The sequence below is a fragment of the Polyangium spumosum genome (assembly GCF_009649845.1).
In the GTDB taxonomy this organism is placed as follows: Bacteria; Myxococcota_A; Polyangia; order Polyangiales; family Polyangiaceae; genus Polyangium; species Polyangium spumosum.
Map to the genome: position 1 here is coordinate 648,161 of NZ_WJIE01000005.1, position 19,385 is coordinate 667,545.

At 69.1% G+C, this 19,385-nt stretch carries 20 protein-coding genes; 6 read left to right on the forward strand and 14 right to left on the reverse strand.

Annotated elements, in window-relative coordinates:
* Positions 1-78 precede the first annotated feature (78 nt).
* Positions 79-1,326 carry a VWA domain-containing protein gene (locus GF068_RS20050; protein ID WP_153821010.1) on the reverse strand — a complete coding sequence of 416 codons (1,248 nt, stop codon included), beginning with the start codon at positions 1,324-1,326 and terminating at the stop codon, positions 79-81.
* Between the two features lie 366 nt (positions 1,327-1,692).
* On the opposite strand from GF068_RS20050, the gene GF068_RS20055 reads away from it, so the two are divergent.
* On the forward strand, positions 1,693-2,169 hold the full coding sequence (locus tag GF068_RS20055) for a hypothetical protein (RefSeq protein ID WP_153821011.1): 477 nt from the start codon (positions 1,693-1,695) through the stop codon (positions 2,167-2,169).
* Here the strand turns inward: GF068_RS20055 and GF068_RS20060 are convergent.
* A complete protein-coding gene (locus GF068_RS20060) occupies positions 2,162-3,442 on the reverse strand; it encodes a hypothetical protein (RefSeq protein WP_153821012.1) in 1,281 nt (426 codons plus the stop codon). The genes GF068_RS20055 and GF068_RS20060 overlap by 8 nt on opposite strands.
* Before the next feature lie 62 nt (positions 3,443-3,504).
* On the opposite strand from GF068_RS20060, the gene GF068_RS20065 reads away from it, so the two are divergent.
* Positions 3,505-4,656, forward strand: a complete 1,152-nt coding sequence (locus GF068_RS20065; protein ID WP_153821013.1) for a metallophosphoesterase — start codon at positions 3,505-3,507, stop codon at positions 4,654-4,656.
* Between the two features lie 15 nt (positions 4,657-4,671).
* Here the strand turns inward: GF068_RS20065 and nadE are convergent, their stop codons facing one another.
* The 3 genes from nadE to GF068_RS20080 all read right to left on the reverse strand — a co-directional run bounded on the left by nadE (position 4,672) and on the right by GF068_RS20080 (position 7,855).
* Positions 4,672-6,591: an NAD(+) synthase gene (gene nadE / locus GF068_RS20070; protein ID WP_153821014.1), complete on the reverse strand. Its 1,920-nt coding sequence runs from the start codon at positions 6,589-6,591 to the stop codon at positions 4,672-4,674.
* Between the two features lie 104 nt (positions 6,592-6,695).
* Complete coding sequence (locus GF068_RS20075) at positions 6,696-7,163, reverse strand: DUF6968 family protein (RefSeq protein WP_153821015.1); 468 nt, start codon at positions 7,161-7,163, stop codon at positions 6,696-6,698.
* The gene (locus GF068_RS20080; protein WP_153821016.1) at positions 7,163-7,855 is read right to left on the reverse strand and encodes a hypothetical protein; all 693 of its coding nucleotides are present in this window, start codon (positions 7,853-7,855) and stop codon (positions 7,163-7,165) included. Before GF068_RS20080 ends, GF068_RS20075 begins: the two co-directional genes overlap by 1 nt.
* Positions 7,856-8,257: 402 nt before the next feature.
* On the opposite strand from GF068_RS20080, the gene GF068_RS20085 reads away from it, so the two are divergent.
* Positions 8,258-8,536, forward strand: coding sequence for a hypothetical protein (locus GF068_RS20085; protein WP_153821017.1), 279 nt, complete (start codon positions 8,258-8,260; stop codon positions 8,534-8,536).
* Here GF068_RS20085 and GF068_RS20090 read toward each other — a convergent pair.
* A complete protein-coding gene (locus GF068_RS20090; protein ID WP_153821018.1) occupies positions 8,499-8,879 on the reverse strand; it encodes a hypothetical protein in 381 nt (126 codons plus the stop codon). The genes GF068_RS20085 and GF068_RS20090 overlap by 38 nt on opposite strands.
* A gap of 236 nt (positions 8,880-9,115) precedes the next feature.
* On the opposite strand from GF068_RS20090, the gene GF068_RS20095 reads away from it, so the two are divergent.
* Positions 9,116-10,246 carry an IS1 family transposase gene (locus tag GF068_RS20095; protein WP_338046475.1) on the forward strand — a complete coding sequence of 377 codons (1,131 nt, stop codon included), beginning with the start codon at positions 9,116-9,118 and terminating at the stop codon, positions 10,244-10,246.
* A 194-nt stretch (positions 10,247-10,440) separates the two neighbouring features.
* Here GF068_RS20095 and GF068_RS20100 read toward each other — a convergent pair whose 3' ends face one another.
* From GF068_RS20100 to GF068_RS20125, 6 genes are all read right to left on the reverse strand, one after another.
* The gene (locus tag GF068_RS20100; RefSeq protein ID WP_153821019.1) at positions 10,441-10,938 is read right to left on the reverse strand and encodes a hypothetical protein; all 498 of its coding nucleotides are present in this window, start codon (positions 10,936-10,938) and stop codon (positions 10,441-10,443) included.
* A 192-nt stretch (positions 10,939-11,130) separates the two neighbouring features.
* The gene (locus GF068_RS20105; RefSeq protein ID WP_206079503.1) at positions 11,131-11,709 is read right to left on the reverse strand and encodes a sigma factor-like helix-turn-helix DNA-binding protein; all 579 of its coding nucleotides are present in this window, start codon (positions 11,707-11,709) and stop codon (positions 11,131-11,133) included.
* Positions 11,706-11,975, reverse strand: coding sequence for a hypothetical protein (locus GF068_RS20110; protein ID WP_153821020.1), 270 nt, complete (start codon positions 11,973-11,975; stop codon positions 11,706-11,708). Before GF068_RS20110 ends, GF068_RS20105 begins: the two co-directional genes overlap by 4 nt.
* Positions 11,972-12,277, reverse strand: a complete 306-nt coding sequence (locus GF068_RS20115) for a hypothetical protein (protein ID WP_153821021.1) — start codon at positions 12,275-12,277, stop codon at positions 11,972-11,974. The genes GF068_RS20110 and GF068_RS20115 overlap by 4 nt, the downstream gene beginning before the upstream one ends.
* The gene (locus tag GF068_RS20120) at positions 12,277-12,609 is read right to left on the reverse strand and encodes a transcriptional regulator (RefSeq protein WP_153821022.1); all 333 of its coding nucleotides are present in this window, start codon (positions 12,607-12,609) and stop codon (positions 12,277-12,279) included. The genes GF068_RS20115 and GF068_RS20120 overlap by 1 nt, the downstream gene beginning before the upstream one ends.
* 229 nt (positions 12,610-12,838) lie before the next feature.
* Positions 12,839-13,789 carry a hypothetical protein gene (locus GF068_RS20125; protein ID WP_153821023.1) on the reverse strand — a complete coding sequence of 317 codons (951 nt, stop codon included), beginning with the start codon at positions 13,787-13,789 and terminating at the stop codon, positions 12,839-12,841.
* 47 nt (positions 13,790-13,836) lie between these two features.
* On the opposite strand from GF068_RS20125, the gene pfp reads away from it, so the two are divergent.
* Positions 13,837-15,159: a diphosphate--fructose-6-phosphate 1-phosphotransferase gene (gene pfp, locus GF068_RS20130; RefSeq protein WP_153821024.1), complete on the forward strand. Its 1,323-nt coding sequence runs from the start codon at positions 13,837-13,839 to the stop codon at positions 15,157-15,159.
* Complete coding sequence (locus GF068_RS20135) at positions 15,156-15,635, forward strand: GNAT family N-acetyltransferase (RefSeq protein ID WP_338046476.1); 480 nt, start codon at positions 15,156-15,158, stop codon at positions 15,633-15,635. Before pfp ends, GF068_RS20135 begins: the two co-directional genes overlap by 4 nt.
* Here GF068_RS20135 and GF068_RS20140 read toward each other — a convergent pair.
* Together GF068_RS20140 and GF068_RS20145 are read right to left on the reverse strand one after the other, a co-directional pair.
* Positions 15,632-17,248, reverse strand: coding sequence for a mucoidy inhibitor MuiA family protein (locus GF068_RS20140; protein WP_170319585.1), 1,617 nt, complete (start codon positions 17,246-17,248; stop codon positions 15,632-15,634). The genes GF068_RS20135 and GF068_RS20140 overlap by 4 nt on opposite strands.
* Positions 17,241-19,325 (reverse strand): DUF4139 domain-containing protein, encoded by a 2,085-nt coding sequence (locus GF068_RS20145; protein WP_153821026.1) that lies wholly within the window; start codon positions 19,323-19,325, stop codon positions 17,241-17,243. The genes GF068_RS20140 and GF068_RS20145 overlap by 8 nt, the downstream gene beginning before the upstream one ends.
* Between the last annotated feature and the right edge of the window lie 60 nt (positions 19,326-19,385).

Consider the following 19,385-nt stretch of genomic DNA (forward strand, 5'->3'; position numbering starts at 1 on the left):
GCGCGGTCCTGCGCCACGCGCGCCCCGCAGGAGAGCTCTCCTGCGGGGCGGCGCGCCGTCGATTCACTTCACGTCACTTCACTTCACGATGGTCGCGCAGCCGACGAGGACGTCGATCTCGGCCTTCGTGTCCGCCTTCACCTGCGAGCACGACGCGTCGCAGAGGATGATCTGCTTCGGCGCGCCGGGGACGTCGTAATGCCAGGCGAGGCCGGCCGCGGGGCAGTCGGCCGCGGTGGGCACCTGCGGGACGATGACCGAGATGCCCGACTCCGGCGTGTATTCGACGTTGATCGCGTTGTAATCGATGTCGTCACCCGGCGGCGGCTGCGGGATGAGGTACGAGCACGAGAGCGCGGCGCCACGAATCTCGTTCATCGCCTGGAGGAACTGCTCGGTCGCATTCTGGCTCCCGTCGACGATGATCGCGGACCCCGTCCCGCCGGACGCGGCGACGCTGTTCAGGCTCGCGATGTTCCCGACGCCGATGACGAAGGTCTTGATGCTGGGGACGCCGCCGAATGCAGCCGCCGCGACGTCGACGGAGGAGGTGCTGCCCGAGCAGCCGGTCGGCTCCCCGTCCGTCGCGAGCACGACGACGGTCGTGTGCGTGGGGTTCGAGATCGCCCATTGCTTGGCATAATCGACCGCGCCCTGGAGCGCCGGCCCGGTCGGCGTGCTGTTCCCGGATGGGGAATGGGAGTTGATCGAGTTGATGATCGTCGTCCCGACCGCCGGCAGCGGGGCGATCGGCACGTCGGGCTTCGCGTAATCCTCGGGTTTGCACGAATCGCCGCTGATCCCGTTGCAGACGCCGGGGAAGCCGGGGAGGGGCGCCGCGCACGGGCCACACGCGGCGGGCCCGCAATCGGCGTCCGTCGCGCAAAACCCGAGGTTGGGGCATACGACGCCGGTGCTCTGCGGGAAATACTGGATACCGACGCCGATCCCCGCGGCGGCGGGCTGCTGGACGAACGCCTTGAGGGCCGCCGTCGTCGAGGTCCACTTCGCGTTGTCCTGCATCGAGGAGGACTGATCGAACATGATGTACATGTCGAGCGGCACCTGCTCGGCCTTGTTCTTCGTGGCCGCGCAGCTATCGTTGCCGCCCTGGCCGGCCATGCTCCCTCCGGCGCCGGCCGGGATGAAGCCGCCCGCGTCGCCGCCGTTGCCGCCATTGCCGCCGGGTCTCCCCGCGCCGGCGCCATTCGTATCGCCGAAATCCGTGCTCCCGCCCGATGCCGAGCAAGCCGCGATCAACGCGCCGGACAGCGCCGTCGCGCAAACGACCCTCGAGAGACCCGAAGAAAAGAACCCGTCACGCATGCCGTTGCCCTCCGGCCGCGGATCGGAGCAGCCGAGCGGCCTTCACGTCAAGCCCGGATCACCTGGACCGACCACAAAACGAGCCCGGTTCCGGGCCCCTTCGTCACCACGATCGGAAATGTCCGCGGCGAGCACCCTCGCCGCCCCCGCCGCCCCGTCGCCGCGGCGCGGCGCGCCGGACGTCGCCTCTTCCAGAAAGTAACCTCGCCCGGCCTTTCCAGGTTCACCCGTCCCGCGGAACAACCCCGGACACGAAACCTCTCTATCGGCACTTTCCAGGTTCCCGCGCGGGCAGCGCCGGCTCCCGCGGGGCCTGCTCGCCTCGAATGGCGTGACCGTTGCCCTGCCGCGCTCGTCGTGGGGACCATGGCTACTCGGAGCACGGGAACGAGCCGGAGCGGACGCTTTAGCCTCGTCGGGAATACCCTCGTCACCGTGGGCGCGCTGGCGAGCGCGTTCGGGGCGGTCGGTTGGCTCTCCGCCCTGCGTTCTCCGTCGATCCTGGCGGTCGCGCTCGGGTTTGTCCTGTATGGCCTGGTCCCGCTCGTGGTGGGGGTCGGCCTCGTGTGGCGCGGGCTCGGCCTGATCGAAGAGGCCGAGTCCGCGCGGCGCGTGGACGCCGTGAGCCGGGCGGCGCTGCTCGACGCCCTGCGCGGCGACGGCCTGACGGCCCGCGAGGTCGCCGTGAAGCTCTGCCTGCCGAACGCACACGAGGCCGAGCGCGTGCTCGACGGCCTCGTGCGCGAGGACCTCGCGAAGCTCGAGGTGACGGACGACGGCGAGCTCGTCTACCGGCGCGCGGGCGCCGGGACGTTCGTTTTCATGAACCGCGACATCAACTGACCGTTCCATCGAGCACGCGCCGGAACGCCCGCTCGCCGAGCTCGCCCGCCGCCGCCTCCTCGAGCGCCTGCTGCATCGCCTCGTCGGCGCAGGCCTCCGCGGCCACGCGGATACGCGCGGGCGCCTCGGGGTGCTGCGCGCTCCGGAGCGCCACCGCCGCCCCGAGCCGCTGCCCCGGCGGCAGATCGGGATCGTCGACCACGGAGAGGAGCGCCTCCGGCGTCACCGCGGTTTTTCGGTATTCCGGGCGCAACAGGAGGGACTGGAGCTTGTCCTTCCATTCCGTGAACGACTTGCCCGCCGGATCGAGCTCCGCCCCGACCGGCGGCCCCTCCGCGCCGTTCGACCCGAGCGCAATCGCGATCCGGATGCGGCCGGCCAGGGCCTGGATGACGCTCGGCTCGCCCGTCGCGACCTCGATCCGCCGAGCTCGTTCGCCCTCCTCGGCCATCTCGAGGGAGAGCACGCGTGGCTTCGTATCGACCGAGCGCACGTGTGCATATCGGATCCATCGATCCTCGAAGCCGCCGCGAATACGCAGCCCGTCGCTGCCCACGATGACCTCGCGCGGCCGCGTGAGCTGCACGAGGACGAACATCGTGAGCACGACGGCCCAGGCGAAGAGCCCGATCGGCCAATCGGCGCTCGGGTCCTCGGTGACCCAATACCCGACCGGGATCAAGAAGAGGATACAGACGATCGGCAGGGTCACGCAGCCCGTGGCGAGCGGCCGGTACGGCGAGCCGATCGAGACGGCCACGCGCCGCCGCGCCGCGTCGATGCCGAGCCGATCGAGGAGCCGATGCGACGTCATGCCGTCGGGGACCTCGGCCGTGAGCACGCCGCCTCTGCGAAGATGAAACGCGACCCGCGGGCGCTCTGCGTCGAGCAGCGCGCCCGGGAGCACGAGCCCGCCCTCGATATCGGCGCGCGCGAGGCGCCGCTCCCTTCCGCCGCGGACGATCACGAGGCCCCCGTCCTCGGCGCGTAAAAAGCCGGAGCTCGGCCGCGGAAAGGACACCGACGTGAGAACGGCGCCGATGATCACCATGCACGGGGCGACGAGCAAGCCGAGAAACGCGGCGAGGAAGAGGAGCGCGGAGAGGACGGGCGAGGCATCGACGCGGTCGGGCCCCACGATCGACATGAACATCAAGATGAGCCCGGGGAAGCCGACGAAGGCGATGAACCCCGCGCGCATGAGCCCTCCCCCGAGCCGTGGGCGGCGCTGTTCGATGGAGGGGCTCGGGACGACGAGGGGCTCGGTGCTCATGAGGGCCGAGGGGCGGAGCCTATCATAACGACACCGGCGCATGAATTGTGTAGATTGCCTCCATGGCTGACCTCGGACGTTCTTTTTGGGGCAAGCGCCGCCTCCTGGTCTCGTCTCTCGTCGTGTCCTCTTTTGGCCCGCTCGTGATCACGAGCTGCGGCTCGGGGGAGTCCACGAACACCACCACCACGTCTTCGCTCGCGGGCGGCACCGCCACGACCGGCGCAGGGGCCTCGGGCGGCGGCGGCGCGGGAAATGGCAGCGGCGGCGCGGGGGCCGCGGGGGGCTCCGGCGGCGCGGGCGGAGCGTCGACGTCGAGCTCGGGCACCGGCGCGGGCGGCGGCAGCGCGGCGAAGGTGGTCAAGCTGCTCGCGATCGGCGACACCGGCGAGGGCAACGAGGCCCAGCACGCGGTCGCCGATCGAATGAGCGAGAAATGCCAGGAGGTGGGCGGCTGCGACGCGGTGCTCGTGAACGGCGACAACTTCTACGACCACGGCGTGCAGAGCGTGGACGACCCGCAGTGGGGCGAGAAGTTCGAGGCGCCGTACGATCGGCCGAACCTCGATGGTTTGCCTTTCTACGCGGTGCTCGGCAACCATGATCACGGCCCCACGTCGAGCGGGAACAAACAAGCGCAGATCGACTACTCGTCCCTGCCGCTCGGGAGCGGCCCCGGGATGCGGCCGAGCGACAAATGGCGCATGCCCTCGGCCTATTACGACGTGAAGATCGGCCACGTGCACCTCTTCGGGATCGACACGGTCGATTTCCTGAACGGGTCCCAGAAGAACGAGATGAGCGCGAAGGTCTCCGCGTCCACGGCGACGTGGAAGATCGTCTTCGGCCACCACCCGCGGTTCACCTCGGGCGAGCATTACTGGGACAACAACCTGCTCGGCATCGCGGGGCTGTTCTCGTTCCAGAAGGCCATCTATTGCGGCGCGGACATGTTCATGGCCGGGCACGACCACGACCTGGAGTTCATCGACAAGGGCCGCGACGGCGACTGCCCGGACACGCATTTCGTGATCAGCGGCGCGGGCGCGAAGACGCGAGACACCTTCGAGTTCGTCCCCACGGACGAGAAGCAGCTCTACTTCACCGACAGGGTCGAAGGCTTCGCGTACCTGGAGTTCGACGGGCCGAAGCTCACGTTCGAGTTCATCGACCGAAACGGCGCCGTGGTCTTCACGAAGACGATGACGAAATGAGGATCCCGGCCGGGATCACTCGCCCTTCCACTCCGTCCGCTGCACCACCGGGAGCTGGAGCGCGCGCTCGCGATCGAGGTCGAGCGAGCCGAGGTGGATCGCCAGCGGCGATTGCACCCACTTGAAGATCGATTGCGTGAACAGGCGCGCGAACTTGTCCGCCCACGCGGCGAGCGCCGCCGGATCCCGCTCGGGGAAGACGCTCGTCAAGGCGCGCGCCACCTCGTTCGGCGCGAGCTTCTCCGCGCCGTAGAGGTAGAGGCAAGCGTCGAGCACCTCGAAGGGCATGAGCTCGGCCTCGCCCGATTGGTTCGCCGCGAGCTCGGGGCCCGCCGTGGTGTCCAGCGTGGCGCGGATGCCCGGATGGCCGAACCGCTTCTCCAGCCGCTCGAGCAGCGCGATGACCACGGTCTTCGGCAGGTTCGCGATCACGCTGAAGGCGCCCTCCAGGTCCCCGCCGACGGTCGTGTAGCCGAGCGCCTTTTCGCTCATGTTGCCGGTCTGCAAGAAGAGCGCGCCGCTCGTGTTCGACCAGTTCCACATGCGCTGGCCACGAATACGCGCCTGCACGTTCTGCTTCGTGAGCTCGGTCGGCTCGGGCCCGTCCGGACCGAGCAGCGTGCGCGTGGCGTCGAGCTCGCGCACGAACGCGTCCTCGATCGGCACGACCATGAACGAGACGCCGAGGTCGGCGCAGATCCGCGCGGCCGCGTTCTGCGTGGCGTCGCTCGAGTATCGTGACGGCATGTAAAACGCGCTGATCATCGAGCCCGCCTTCTCGCGCAGGGCCGCGCCCTCGAGCTCGGGGTGGAGCAGCTCCGCGGCGCGATGCGCGACGAGCAGGGTGAGCAGCGAGTCACGCCCGCCCGAGAGCGCGAGGCCAATACGACGGAACGCGCCCGTCTTGCGATAATAGTCGGCGACGCCGAGCGCGAGCGCGTCGTGGAAATCGTCGAGCAGCTCGTCGCGGGGCGTCTTCGCCGGCAAGCTCGCCGCGGGCAAGAAGAACGAGGTCCCCGGCGGAGGCGCGGGATATCGGAGCTTCGAGCGATCGGCCGTCTTCTCGGGCAACACGTACACGTGCACGGGCTCCTGCTCGCGCCGGAAGGCCTCGAGGTCGCTCCGCCAGGTGCTCGCCTCGCGCCGGCATCGAATGGTGCGATCGAGGTCGACGACCGTCGCCGCGTAGCCCTCGCGGAACCGCGGCGCCTCCAGCATCGGGCGGCCATTCTGGTTGACGAACCCGCCGCCGTCGAAGACGAGCCCGTCGTTGGCGCCGACGAGGTTCGCATAAGCGATCGTGCACTGGTTGTCCGAGGCGCGCGTGGCGATCATCTCGCGCCGCGTGCCCACGACGCCCGCGCGGAACGGCGAGGCCGAGAGGTTGCAGACGATCTCCGCGCCCGAATAACAGCGCCGCCGCATCGGGCCGTCGGGCGACCAGATGTCCTCGCAGACCTCGATCGCGAGCGTGCCGAAATCGAACTGGAAGATCCGATCGCCGCAGAACACGCCACGCGTCTCGAGCTCCATGCCCGGCACGCCGCGGGAGAAGACACGCGACTCGTAGAAGACGTTGTACGTCGGCAGCTTCTCCTTCGGCACGAACGCGATGATCTCGCCGCGGTGCACGAGGGCGCCGACGTTGAAGAGGTCGCCTTCGACGCCCACGGTCAGGCCGAGGACGAAGACCGTGGGCAGGCGCGTGGTCTCCGCGGCGAAGCGCTCGAGCTCGCGCCGCTGGCTGTCGACGAAGGCCTGCCACTGCACGAGGTCCTCCGCCGCGTACCCGCCGACGACCTGCTCGGGGAACACCGCGAGCGTGACGTCGTCCTCGGCCATCGCGGATGCCAGGCGAATGCACCGATCCACGTTCGAGCGGACGGCGCCGACCGTCGCGTTCACACTGGCCACCCCGATCTTGACGAGCCTCATGGCGCCGAGCGTAGCAGCGGGAGGGCGTGAGCGTCAGCCAGAGAAGTCCAGGGCGGGCTCAGCCAGCGAACAGGTACGAAGGCCGGCAGCAGGACGTGAGCGCGTCACTCCGTCCGCGGCTTCGCCCGCGCCTTGCGGCGGGCCTTTCGACGCTCGATGAGCTCGCGGAAGAGACGGGCGCGCTCCTCGATCTCCGCTTCAATCATTCTTTCAAGGTGTTGTTGAAAACCGAGACCATGTGCGAAGGGTACATCCATTTGAAATCCAGTAATATTTTCCTCGAATCCTTCCCACCGAAGCGGAACACCACTCTGCACGAGTGTGCAGCGAATGCCTGTCAGGGCGTTCTGGAGCGCCGCCATCGAATCGATGCTGTAAGCAAATTGAATCGAGTCGTCCCCCAACCCCAGGACGACGAAGGGGCATCTCCAATCTTGGGCCCCGGGGGGCAACTCAGGAGAACCGACGCGGACCACGACGATGCCCCCAACAGCATCACGTCGCTCGAGGCGGCGCTCGGCCATCCAGCGTATTCGTTTGGTTTTTGATGTGGTCTTTTGGGGCTTGGACATTACCAGTATCCGAATTTCTCGTTGCACCAACCGCGCTTCTCTTGTTCGCTCTTCTTCGTTTTGCTCCAGCACTCCGCACGGTCCTCGCGCCTGGGAATCGAATTGCACAAGTTCTCCCAAAGCGCACCCCCCGCCGCAGCCGCATCGAGGCAACGCCTCAAGTTCCGGTTGGGCCTCCTCCGAGCCACCTCCGCAATCTCCCCCGTGGCCTCCACCGCCGCGGCAATCGCGACGGCGACGGGGGCCGCTTCGATGACGATCTCGGCGAGGGCGACCACCACCAGCACGAACGCCGCGGCGTTCCCGACGAGCGCACGCTCCGCCGCCGTTTGCCCGTTCGCAGGCGTGGGCGACGCGGACACGCGCAGCTTGCCGAGAAGATCCTCCGACACCGTCATGCCTCGCAGCGCGATCCGCATGCAGATCGCGAGCTCCGGATGCGGCACGCCTCTTCCCTCGACCTCCACGACGCGGCCCTCTTCGTCGACCTTCACCGTCGCGTCGAACGTGTAGTAGCCGCCTGCGAGCTCGCCACCGAGCTCATCGACACACGCGCGCAATCGCTCCGCGGTGGCGGCGGGGAGGCGCGGGCGATCGTCCGGGTGGTGGCGGATCGTGGCCGAGGAGCAGCCGAGCGGGACGAGCGCCACCGTCGCGAGGCCGAGCAGCCCGAAGGAAACGAAGGGTCGCATCCGCTGAAGCCGCATGACCCAGATGCGACCAGACGTCTCGAGCTCCGTCAACCCGACCAGTACGCATCATCACCAAACGACGCGTCTCGAAGTCTCGCGCGGCCGTCTCGAAGTCTCGTGCGCGAACCCCGAAGGTCTCGCCCACGCGTCTCCAGGTCTCGCCCACGCGTCTCAAAGTCTCGTGCGACCGCCTCGAAGGTGAGCGAACGAACCCCGAAGGTCTCGCCCACGCGTCTCCAGGTCTCGCCCACGGGTCCTGATCAAACTTGATCAGCCGGTTCGGCGCGACGAACGCGCGAGCCTCCCGTCGAGCCCCCTCCGATGTCCGGCGAGGTGGGCGTGTGTCCTTCCTGAACATGCGCCGCGGACTCCGGGGTGGCGGACATCCTACTCCTCGCATACATGTCCGACACCTACCTCATCCACCTCGACGACAAGGGCAACGCCGTCAGGACCCCCATCACGCCGGAGCAGATCCCGACCGAGGACGAACAACGTCGCCTGATCGAGGTGTACAAGGCGCGCGGTCTCTTGCTTTGGTGGTCCGTTTGCGCGGACGGGCGCGGGGTCCGCGTCACGGTTGAGGACGAGCATGCCGCGGTCATGGTTCCCATCTTCCGCGATGGGCGCGTCGCCGCGTACGTCAACGAATCCCGAGTCGCCACTCTTCCATGTGTTTGAACACCGCTTGCGACGCCTTCAGGACGAACGCGTCTTTATCGCCGTTCGGGAGCAGCACGGCACCAAGGCACTCGAATTGGAATGCATTGCCGTCCATGCGGGTCGCAAGCACCTCGACGTGTACGGCAAGCGTGAACTTGTCCGGCTTACAACGCAAGCAAACCCGATACGCGTTATCGCTGAACAAAACACAATTCTTCGCCAACAACCGACCGTCGCCGACTTCGCCGTTGTAGCCCGAAACCCGAATGTCGTGCTCTGCGTGAGGGTCGCGAATAGCATACGCGATACGGTAGGCGATGTTGAGAAGGTCCGAACAGAGGTGGTCTTCATCTGTGGGCATGATCGCCGTCCTACCGACGCACGAAACGCGAGGCCAACTTCTCGCCCCGAACCCCATCGTCCGACGACGTTCTTACCTAGGACAATTCATGTCCTAGGCCATTGCCGAATATCCACGAATTCCCGACGAATCGTGATAGATTCATCCCATCGAGTGAGCCGCTGAAACGGTCGAGCCGACGACGCGCATGGGGCGCGACGCGGCGCCCGTGGCGGCCCTTCGTCGGGATCCACGTCGTGGCGAACGTCCTGCCCATCGAGAAGCGCACCGACGTGGTGAAGCACCTCGTAGAGGGTGCCAGCGTTCGCGCAACGTCGCGGCTCACGGACGTGTCCCTTCCGACGGTCCTGTCCACGCTCGTCCGCGTCGGCGCGGGGTGCGACAACCTCCACAACCTGCTCGTGAGGGACCTCGACATCCGCGAGATCCAGCTCGATGAAATCTGGTCGTACGTGCAGAAAAAGCAGGCGCGCGTGACCGCGGAGGATCCCGCCGAGTTCGGCGACGCGTACGCCTACCTCGCCATGGCGCGGACGAAGAAGCTCCTGATCGCCTACCGCGTGGGGAAGCGGGACGAGGCGAACACGCGGGCGTTCGTGGCCGACCTCCGCGCCCGGCTCGTGACGATCCCGGAGCTGTCCACGGACGGCTGGCAGAGCTACCCCGTCGCCGTCGGGCAGAGCTTCGGCGGCGCGGTGGACCACGCCGTGATCCACAAGGACTACTCGAAGAAGGGGCGGCGCGAGGGGCCGGCGGACCATCGCTACGAGCCCCCGCGCGATCCGTTCATCACGAAGAAGACCGCGCACGGTGCGCCGAACCTCGACCGCGCGAGCACGTCTCACGTCGAGCGGGCGAACCTCACGGTCCGGATGCACGTCCGCCGGTTCACCCGGCTTTGCAACGGCTTCTCGAAGAAGATCGAGAACCACCGCGCCGCCGTGAGCCTGCACGTCGCCTGGTATAACTTCTGCCGCGTCCACGAGAGCTTGCGCGTGACGCCGGCCATGGAGGCGGGGATCACGGATCACGTCTGGTCCGTGCAGGAGCTTGTCGAGCGCGCCCTTGCGGCGGAGCCGTGCGCGCCTCCGGAGCCGAAGAAGCTCGCGCCGCCCGCACCGGCCCCGGGCGAGAAGCAGGGCGGCGCCCGCGAGCTGCCGAACGGCAAGGGATGGCTCCGCGCCCTGCCCGGCGGGAAGGGCAAGCCGAGCGAGGCTCCGCGGGCACCTACGCCGCCCGCCGCGCCACCGGCGAGGGCCGGGACGGAGGAGTCGCCGCCCCAGCCACTTCCGCCACCGGGGACGCAGCTTGACCTGTTCGCGTGGCGGCCGCGGGAGAGGCAGTTGAGCCTGTTTCCGGACGGGTGAATGTGGCACGGCGCGTGCTAAGTTACCGTGTATGCACACTCCGCGCTTGCCGATGCTGCCCGCCGACCACGAACAGCCGGATAGGGACAACGCGCTGCCGATATACAACGAACACAAACGCATTATCGGCTATTCACCGCACCACAACCCGAGCGAGTGTTATCCGCTCGTCATAAACGGGCTCGTTATGGGGTTCATCTATCCTTCCACGCGTCATCCCGAGCCTTGCGCGCAAAGTATTCAATAATTCTCTTGGCCGTGTCTTTTGCAGCAACATCCATTGCGGCAGGAGCATGGATGTCAAACTCCTCATTGTGCGGTCCACTCGCGGTAGACGTGACCCACAACAGTTTCCATTTGTAACTGCCATCTCCGACTGCGGTGGCGCGCATTCGCAAGTCAATTTTCGCGGTGCATGCACGTTCGCGGTCATAGCGATCCATCAAAAACTCTGCTTCAATGCAGAAGCGAGCTACGCCCTCATACGAGACCGCAATTTCGCCATTCTTTGCATACGCTTCGTCGTTCGCTCGCTCTATACGTGCAAGACGCCAACTGCCGGGCACACCGAGACGAGTGCAAAGCTCACTTGCCACATGATTAGCGGCATCTAGCGCTGAACCGCGCAGCCGATTCCACTGCTGAAACGCGGTATTGTATGATGTTACGATTTGGGAATGTAGTTCCGACACGCGTCTATACCTCCAAAGCAAACGCTACCGATGTAGCGCGCTATGCCGCAACCCGGAGCGTATGCGCCGGGCGCATACGAGCACGCGTGACGGGCTTTCAGATGTGCAATGCGCCGTGAAAGGCGCTGGGGGCGGGACGGTCCTGGACGGAAGAGCAGGCGAGCGCCACCGGAGTAGGCGGCGCTCGTCCGTTCAGCGGCGGCGCTTCCTGGGGCGGTCGTAGCGCTTAGCGAGCGCGTTGCGGGCCCGCGCGACGTGGCTGTAAACGGTCGCGACGTCGAGCCCCAGCTCGCGGGCGATGTCTTCCGCGCTCTCCCCTTGCAGGACGAGCAGAAGGACGCGCACCGGCCGGGCCGTCGAGCGCGCGATGCTTCGCAGGAGGTGCCGGGCCTCTGCGATGTCCTCCGGACGCGCCGCGAGATCGGGCAGGTCGCGATCGTGCTCCTCGCCGATCGGCACGTGGCGAGCGTCCTTCCGGCGCAGCCGAGCGGCTTGGTTGCCCGCGACGCGCCACGCGATGTTCACGAGGAGCGAGCGGATCACGACGTCGGGCGGGTCGGTGTACGCGCCGCGTACGCGCCCCTCGTCCACCATGCGCCAAAGGACGTAGAGCGCGTCCTGCGTCACCTCGTCCACGTCCGCCTCGCCGAGCACGGGCCACTTCGCGCGGAGGTATGCGCGGGCGAAACCGCGGTACGTGTTCAGGTCACGCGGCGTGGCTTCGATGATCGGCTCGCCCGGACGATCGGGATCGTCGCGGTAGCGGATCACGGCCCACCTCCGCGGACCAGGGCGTCGAGATCGACGTCGAGCGCGTGCGCGACGCACGTGGCGAAGTGCAGCGTGCAGGCGAGCTGCCCGCGGAGGAACGCCTGCACGTACATCGGCGCGTAGCCGATCGCGTCGGCCATCTGCCACAAGCCGCGCGAGGCGACGACGGGCGCGAGGGCTCGACGCACGCGATCGGCCTGCTCGGTCGAGAGCACCGGGGGGAGGCTGTCGGGGGTTTTGTCGTGGTCCTGGTCGTGCTCGCTCACGAGGCGCCTCCCTTCCGCTTCGGGGGCGTCACGAGGACCAGGGCGGGCGCCTTGCGGGGCGACGCCTTGCCCGTGAGGGCGTCGTCGAGCGACAAGCCCACGGTGCGCGCGATGCTCCGCGCGAGGGCCATGTGCCCGGGCTCGATCCCGTCCATGAATGCGAGCACGACCGAGCGCCGGAAGCTCACGGCGTGAGCCACGGCGATCCACGTGCCCTTCTCGCGGAAGAGGTGACGCAGGAGGGCGCGGAGGTTCGCCCGCTGGATCTCGATCAAGCCGCCGGGGTAGAGGGGAGCGGCCATCACAACGCGCCTCCCTTCCGCCCGCAGAGCGCGCACGCGCCGGCCACGTGGGGACGCCCGGTGAGGACCTGTTCGACGGGGATGCCCGCGGCGCGGGCGAGAAGCACGGCCACGGCGTAGGACGTCCGCTGCCCGGCTTGGATGAGCGTGGTTCGGTGGACGCCCACGACCGCGGCCAGGACGTCGAGCCCGCCGTAGGCGCGGGCGACGTTGCGGATCGTGGCGCGGATCCGCTTGCGTTCTTCGGACGTGGGGAGGAGGTTCGGGCTCTTCCGGCCCTTGGGCGGACGAGTCCCTTGGCCCCGCGGGGCAGGGTGGACTAAACGAAGCATGGGTTGCGACTCCGGCTGATACGGGGTTGCGGCCAAGTCGCCCCGCTGGGTTTCCAGACCCTTCGGGGCGGCGCCTTGTTCAGGCCCGCCGAACCTACGCGCCGAAATCGCGCATTGCTACGGCCGATCGCGAACCTTGATCAGTCGGGCCCGATCTTGATCAGCACCCGCCCACGCGTCTCGAAGTCTCGTGCGACCGCCTCGACGTCACGCGCAGGCGCCTCCCACCTCAACGAGGCATGAAGGTCTCGGCGAGCGTGAGCAGCCGATCGATCTCGGCCTGCGTCAGGTGCAGGTCGCTCTTCACCTGCGAACCCTCGGCGCGGAACACGACGGGCGCGAAGAGGCGCACCTTCACGATGCCGAGGTTCAGCGAGGTGGCCCGGTCGATCGACGAGGTGAGCGCCGCCGCGTCCACGCTCGCCTGCGCCGGATCGGCGCTCTCGCCCGTGGCCGAGACGTCGACGCCGCCATCCGCGGCGAGGCGCAAGCGCGCGACCGACGAGCGGATCGTCGGCGGCACGGGCGGCGCTTGCGAGCCCGCGAGGCTACGCGAAGGATCGAGGGCCGTGGCGACGACAGCCTCCGGGCCCTCAGGGTCGGGGAACCCCCCCGTGCCCTCGAAGCGACCAGCCTGCGAGGCGAGCGACTCCGGCAGGATCGCGAGGAAGCCGTCCTCGACGATGGAGACGACGCGGGTTTGTCCCTTCACCGTGACACGCGCCGAGGGCACGCTCGCCGCCTCGATCCACGCGCCGGGCGGCTGGCTGCGCGCGATCATCGCGTGCAGGCCCTGGCGCGTCTGCTGCTCGTCGAGCTTGTGTTGCACGATCGCGACCGCGAGGTCGTCACGCGTCGCGCCGGTCGAGGCGACGTAAGCCGCGACGACGTCGCCGGTCGCGTCGATGCCCGTGCCTTCGAGCATGGCGCGGAGCGGGTTCATCGCGCGGACGCGGACCTCGAGCGGGTGGCCCCGGAGCCGCTCGGCCCAGACCATCACGCCGATACGCGCGTTCACGATCGAGCGCGCGATCTCGGCGGCGTTTTTGGGCCGGGGCGCAGGGGGCGCGGCCGCTTCGAGGGGCTGCTCTTGCGACGCGCAACCTGCGAGCGCAAATGACGCGAGGGGCGACGCGACGAGCGCCAAAAGCAGGACGGCCGAACGGGAGCGCCTCGTCACGAATCCAGGTTAGCGAAAGCCCGAAGGGGAAGCTAGGGTCCGGAGTCATGAGCCACGTTCCGAAGAAGGTCGGTATCCTCGTCGGCGGCGGGCCCGCGCCGGGCATCAACGCCGTCATCGGCGCGGCCACGATCCGCGCGGTCCTCTCCGGCTTCGACGTGGTCGGGATCCAGGACGGATTCTCGTGGATCATGAAGGGCGACCTCGAGCACGCCCGGCCGCTCTCGATCGAGGACGTGAGCCGCATCCATTTCCGCGGCGGCTCGTACCTCGGCATCGCGCGCGCGAACCCGACGAAATCACAGGAGCTGCTCGAGGAGACGGTGCTCTCGCTGCTGCGGCTCGAGATCGACAAGCTCATCACGATCGGCGGCGACGACACGGCCTACTCGGCGTCGCAGGTCGCGCTCCAGTCGAAGGGGCGCCTGCGCGTGGTGCACGTGCCGAAGACGATCGACAACGACCTCGATCTGCCAGGGTACGCAGATACGTTCGGCTTCCAGACGGCGCGCCACATCGGCGTCGAGCTCGTCGAGAACCTGATGGTGGACGCGAAGACCACGCACCGCTGGTACTTCGTGGTGGCGATGGGGCGGAAGGCCGGGCACCTCGCGCTCGGGATCGGAAAGGCCGCGGGCGCGACGCTGACGATGATCCCCGAGGAGTTCCCGGCCGAGGGGCACGTGCCGCTGAAGACGGTCGTGGACGTGCTCGCGGCGGCGATCGTGAAGCGCCTCGCGGCAGGCAGGTCCGACGGCGTGGCGATGATCGCCGAGGGCATCGTCGAGCGCATGGAGGAGCACGACCTCGAGGGGCTCGCGGGCGTGGAGCGCGACGCGCACGGGCACGTGCGGATCGCGGAGATCGCGTTCGCCGACATCCTGAAGGCCGAGGTGCAGAAGCGGCTGAAGCAGTTCGGGGTCAAGGCGACGATCATCCCGAAGAACATCGGCTACGAGCTGCGATGCGCCGACCCGATCCCGTACGACATGGAGTACGCGCGGGACCTCGGGTATTGCGCGTCGAAGTACCTCGCGGAGGGCGGCACGGGCGCGCTCGTGGCGATGGTGCAGGGCTCGTTCCAGGCCGTGCCGTTCGACACGATCATGGACCCGAAGACGGGCCGCATGCGGGTGCGGATGGTGGACATCACGAGCGATCGGTACATGATCGCGCGGCGATACATGCTCCGGCTGCGCAAGGACGACTTCGAGGATTCGAGCCAGCTCGCCCGGTTCGCGAACGTGCTCGACATCTCGATCGAGGACTTCCAGCGGGAGTTCGGGTACCTCGTGGAGCACGAGCCGATCCCACGCACGTTCTACCCCGACGAACGGCAGAAGCCGTCGATCGCGCCGCCGAACAGGTGAAGAAGGACCCGATGGAGCAGCTCTCGATTCGCCTCGCGCACGCGGGGGACGTGGACACGCTCGCGCGAAACCACCGCGCGATGGCCCTGGAGACGGAAGGAAAGGCGCTCGATCCGGAGACGACGATCCGGGGCACGCGCGCGGTGATCGAGGACCCGAGCAAGGGGTTTTACCTCGTGGCCGAGCGCGGCGGAGAGACGGTGGGGCAGCTCCTCGTGACGTTCGAATGGAGCGACTGGCGAGACGGGACGTTCTGGTGGATCCAGTCGGTCCACGTGGCCGAAGAGGCGCGGCGCACGGGCGTCTACCGCGCGCTGCACGATCACGTGGTCGGCAAGGCGCGCGCGGAGAAGGACGTCTGCGGCGTGCGGCTCTACGTGGACAAGGAGAACCACCGCGCGCAGAAGACGTACGCGGCGCTCGGGATGCGGCCCGCGCATTACGATGTGTTCGAGATCGATTTCGTGCTCGGTTAGAAGGCCGGGAGCGTGACGCGCGCGCCCGCGCGCACCTCGAAGGTGTACGAGAGCGTGCGCGTCGCGTGCGCGCCCACGTCGACCGTGGCGCGGAGAAAGCCGTCCTTGTCGAGGGAAATCCCTCCCGCCTCGGCGAGGTGGATCTCGACGTCCTCGATCTCGCTGACCGGGATACGCTCGGTGACGAGCACCTTCCTCGCCCTGCTCGAGAGGTTCGAGAGGTAAAGCGTGACCTTGCGTTCGAGGCGCTGCGCGCCGGTGATCGCTTGTGTGTCGCGCTTCTCGTCCTCGCTGCGGCGCACGCGGATCGCGTCGTCCGGGCCAAAGCCGAGCTCGAAGGGCTCACCCTTGCCCACGAAATCGAGGCGCGCGCGGCCGACGAGGCTCGCGCCACGCGCGAGGCGCACCGGGCCCGCGAGCAAGGGACCCGCGCCCTCGAGCGTGGCCGTGGCGCGAAGATGCGCGGCCGGCGAACGAACGGCGACGACGAGGCGCGCGAGCTCGGCCTTCACAGCGGCGCGGCCGATCTCCACGCGGCAAGGGCGCCCGTTCGAAGGGAGCGAGGCGCGCTCCTTGCCGGTGTAGGTGACAGGCTCGCCGCCGTCATCGACGCCGGGCATCTCGGCGGTGGCGCGGTCGCCGCGGTCGAGGCCCGCGAGCTCGATCGACTGCTCACGCGCCGCGACGACGATGTTCCTGCGCTCCTCTTCGGTCTTCCGGCGCGTGGAGAGCACGTCGTCGGAGAGCAGCGGCGGCGATGCGGCGCGGGTGGGGCGCGCCGTGGAGAAGCGCAGCTCGACGTCGTCCCAGGCCTCACCCGTGCGTTGCCACGCGGCGGCGTACGTGACGATCTCGACCGAGCCCGCGGTCGCGTCGGGCCCGTCGGAGGTGAGGCGCGCGAGGTGCTCGGGGCGCCAGAGCGCGCAGGGGAGGCGGTAGGTCAGCTCGACCTCGACGTCACCCTCCTCGTGGGCCTCGATCTCGAGCTCGATGACCGCGTCGTAACGAGGTGTCTCCGCGCGACCTTCGGCGAGGCGCGCCTCGGCGCGGCGCCGGTCGACCTCGGTCTGCGCGCGCTCGGCGCGGACACGAGCCATCTCGTCGAGCGTGGCCTTCGCGGAGACGTCGATCGCGCGCCACCCCTCCCGATACGAGCCCATCACGCCCGGATCCGAGGCCTTGCGCGGGCCGAGCGAGGCGGACTTGACCCATTGCGTGGCGAGCTCGTCATGTTGCCCGAGGGCCCGCTGGAGGCGATCGACCGCCTGATCCGCCGCGACCACACGATCACGCGCGGCGCGGACCTCGCGTTCGAGGGCCTCGATCTCCTCGCGCCCGAGCGCGCGCTCCTCGTGGGCGCGACGAAGGACCCGCGCGGAGAGGACACGCGCCTCGCCTCGCGTGATCCTGGCCTGCACGGTGCCGTCGTCGACGAGGAGCGAGACGCCGGCGATGGCCTCCCAGCGCGTGCCTTTGGCGGCGCGGAAGGAGGCGCGACGCACGACCTCGGCGCGGTCCTCGAAGAGCGTGACGCGCGCGGCGCGGCTCGAGTGATGCGCGCGATCCTGCGACGGTTCCTCCGAACGAACGGCCTCCACCACGGGCTCACTCACGGCGGTTTCCTCCGACGATCTCGCTCTTGGCCGGCAGCTTGATCCGATAGGCGTAGGTGATCTTCGACTTGCCGCCCGCGGGGACCTCGACGCGGAAGCGGCGGCCGCCGCGCACGGGCGCGCCGACGATCGATTGATCGTAGACCTCGGGCTCGGGCTCGGCGGAGGTGAGCTTGACCGTGACGTCCTTGTCGTCGGTGACGGGGATTCGTTCGAGGATCTCGACCTGGATCGGGACGCCGAGCGAGGAGGTGAGGTCGACGGTGACGTGGTGATCGACGACGGTGGATCCGCCGAGCAAGCCGGCCGAGCTCTCCTCGACGCGGGCATTACGCGCGATACGAACGCGGTCCTCGACGCCGAGGCCGACCTGCACGTAGCCGCCACGATCGACGGCCGCGATCTCGGCCGCGGTGACGAGGGCGCCTTCGAGGAAGACGTCGACGGGGCCGGCGCAGAGCGGCGCGCCGAGGGGGTTTTCGATGCGGGCCTCGCGGTAGACCTCGCTCGACTCGCGCGGGACGGCGCGGAACTGCGCGCTCGAAGGGCCCTCGCCGGCCTTCACGTGCACGCGATGCGGCCGGCCGTTCGAGGGGACGTCGGCGCGACCTTCGGCGTCGTAGCGGTGATCGAAGCGGCCACGCGAGGCGAGCGGGTCCTGGGTGCGCGCGGGGTTCGGCAGGGCCTCGATGCGCTCTTTGGCGCGGCTCGCCTCGCGGCGGGAGGTGTCGCTCTCGGCTTTGCCGAGGCGGCCACGGCGCTGTTTTTCGTCGGCGGGGGCGAGGACGAGGGCGTCGAATTCGAGCCAGCTATCGTCGGGCTCGAGCGAAGGCGGCGGCGGCGCAGGTTCGTCGTGGGCGCCGCCCGCCTTTCCTTCGAGGGCGAACTCGTCGCCGCCGCCGCCCCCGTCATCCCTCATCGCCGACGCGCGGGATTGCACGGCCGCCATCTCCGGCGCCGGTTTGGCCGCTTTTTTGAAGGGCGGCGGCGCGGACCTCGCCGGCATGGGCGCGGAGGGCATCGGCGGGCCGTACCCCGGCGGCGGGGGCGGCGCGCCGAGGGATTGCGGCGCTGCCATCGGCGGCGGCGGGGGGGCCGCGGGCTGCGCGGGTGGCCGGGGCGCCGCGGGCTTGCCGAGCGGCGCGGGCGCGGGGCGCACGAGCCGCACCATCGCCGCGTCGTACGCCTCGAACATCGCGTCGAGCCCGGGCGGCGGAGGCCGATACCCACGCTTCGCCGGCGGTTGCGCCCGGCCAAACCGGAGCGACGGGAGCTCGGGCAAACGCGCGTCGTGCACGAGGTCGGCGGTGGAGAGCGAGAGCTCGGCGTCCTTCCAGTCCTCGCCCGAGTCCTGCGCGACGAGCGCGTCGAGCTCGAGCCGCACGCGCGTCGCGTTTTTCGTGAGCCACGCCTTGTACGTGGGCCACCAGCGCGCCGCGAGCACCACGTACTCGATCTCGAGCGCCTCGATCGCGCCCTGCCCCGCGCCGAGGCGCACGTGGCAAGCGAGGGACGGCCTCGACGAACCGGCGCGCTCCTCGGTGCTCGCCTGCGCCTCGGCGAGCTGCGCCGCCTCGATGGCGCGATGGACCCGCTCGAGGGAGGCCCCGATCTCGGCGAGGCGGGTATCGAGCGCGACGAGCTCCTCCTGCGCGAGGCGCGAGGTCGCGAGGGCGTCCTCGATCCGCGCGCGAGGATTCCCCTGCCGGAGGCGGCGATCCATGCCGAGGTCGAAGGACAAACCGGCGAGCAGGTTGCGGCGGCCCGTGAGGTGACGACGCTCCTCGCCGAGGGCGTCGCGCTCGGCTTCGAGGGCGCGGACCCGCTCACGCGCCGAGCCCGCCTTCGCGGGCCCTTCGGGCAGGACGAGGCGCGCGGCGACGGAGACGACCTCGCGGCCGCCCGTGGCGAGCGCGCGAAAGCTCGACGGCTCGGAGAGCGTGGTGACGCCGGGGACGACGAGCTCGCACGGCTCGCTCGGGAGCACGGGCGGGAGCATGACCGTCCGGGTGACGAGGGCGCCACGCGCATGGACGACGACGCGGCGGATACGGCTGCCTGTGGCGAGCGAGGTCATGGGCAGGCGCGAGGATACGCGAATCGAAGGGCCGATCGCCGGGAAATCCGGATCCGCGAG